The following is a 1,884-nucleotide window of genomic DNA, read 5'->3' on the forward strand; positions in this document are numbered from 1 at the left end:
GAATTATTAAGATAGATATAATAATTCTGTAATAACCTAATATTTAATTATTGCTATAAAATAGTTTTGAATAAATTCCTTGTTCACAAAGCAATTCTTTATGGTTTCCTCTTTCAGCGATTGATCCATTATCCAAAACTACTATATTATCAGTTATTTTACTTGCAGTAGATATATTATGAGTTATAAATATACCTATTTTATCTTTAAAGGTAGATTTATATAAATTCAATAATTGACTTTCAGCTTCTGCATCTAGTGATGCATCGGGTTCGTCAAAAATATATAAATCTGCATTTTTAAGTAATGCTCTAGATATGGCTAACCTTTGCCACTCTCCCATTGATAATTGTGTTTTACCAAACCAAGTTCCAAGAATTGTGTCTAGACCATTTTCCTTATAAATACTACTTTTTAAATTTGTTTTTTTAATCACTTCTAATATCTTACTATCTATATTTTCATTGGATTCTCCCAAAGATATTCCTAAACCTATAGATACATTTTCTCTAAGTGTTGCCTCATATTTTATATAATCTTGGAAAACACTACTAACTATATCTCTATATGATTGCTTGTCTATTTTTTTAAAATTTATACCATTTATTTTTATTACACCTTCATAATTATCATAAAAACCCATTAATATTTTTATTAAAGTTGTTTTGCCTGAACCATTTCTACCCACAAGAGCTATTGATTCTCCTTTACTGATTTCTAGGTTGATATTTTCTAGTGCATAACAATCTGATTCTGGATATTTATAGGATAAGTTTTCAATTTTTATATGTTCAATATTAGAAATAGTAAATTTATCACCCAATAATTCATCAGGAGTATCAGAGATATTGTATTCTAATAAGTCGAAAAATAAATTAATATAAAATGATTCTTGAATTATTGTACTAACTAAGGTAAATATTGATTCAACATTACTTTTTATAGATTGAACTGCTTGAATATATACTGTTGTATCCCCAATTAATATTTTTTTTAAAAAGCCTTGGAAAATTATATATCCTATTATCATAGCATCTATAACAGAATCAAAAAACATACATAACAAAGTTGTCCAAAATGTTTTTTTAACTACTTTTAAATCTTGCTTTATAATTTCAGTTTTTAACTTTAGATAGTAATTTAACAGCTTATTTCCTATGTTAAATAATTTTATTTCTTTGTAAGCTTGTCCTTTAGAGACTAAATGGTCTATATACCATAATTTTCTTTCTTTGTAAGTACGATCATATACTATATCATACTGTTCTTTTCCAAACTTAACTGAAAATAATGAATTGATTATTGGGACTATTATGACAATTAAGATTAACCATACATTAAATTTAGAAAGTAAAACAATCAGTGATACTATGGAGATTATTTCTTTAACTAAATTAACTGAATTTTCAAACAGTGTTGTTAAATTTATGCCCCTTTGAGACTTAGCTCTATTTATCATGTCATAAACTTCATCATCTTCGAAGTCTTTTAAGTTTAGTTTTAATATTTTTTTTAATAGTAGCTCATCAATGTATTTTTCAAAATTTTTATTGAATTTAGTTCTATAATAGCTATATATTGAAATTATCAAACTAGGAATTACATTCAACATTGCATAAATAGATAGTAAAAAAACTAAGTATTTTATAGTTGTTTGATTCTTTTGTAATGTATTTAAAATTTGTTGACTTATCGTTAATGTAAATGTTGGTATAACCCCTTGGAATATAGCCATGATTATAGAAATAAATAAATATTTTTTGTCGTATTTAAACAATAGCTTTAAACAATCTTTTATACCTCTAAGTGAATTTTTTTTAGCTTTCATTTATATACCTTACCTACCACAAGTTTTTTAATTAAATAATAGTGTACTATTTTTTA

1 protein-coding gene is annotated in these 1,884 nt (G+C 24.2%); it reads right to left on the reverse strand.

Annotation, left to right across the window (positions count from 1 at the left end):
• Positions 1-43: 43 nt before the first annotated feature.
• Positions 44-1,828 carry an ABC transporter ATP-binding protein gene (locus tag NSA58_RS19670; protein ID WP_257560892.1) on the reverse strand — a complete coding sequence of 595 codons (1,785 nt, stop codon included), beginning with the start codon at positions 1,826-1,828 and terminating at the stop codon, positions 44-46.
• Positions 1,829-1,884 lie beyond the last annotated feature (56 nt).

It is taken from the genome of Terrisporobacter muris (genome assembly GCF_024621905.1).
Lineage (GTDB): Bacteria > Bacillota > Clostridia > Peptostreptococcales > Peptostreptococcaceae > Terrisporobacter > Terrisporobacter muris.

Bases quoted from the DNA above. Each gene is read 5' to 3' on its own strand.
- NSA58_RS19670 (WP_257560892.1), bottom strand. From the start codon at position 1,828: ATGAAAGCTAAAAAAAATTCACTTAGAGGTATAAAAGATTGTTTAAAG.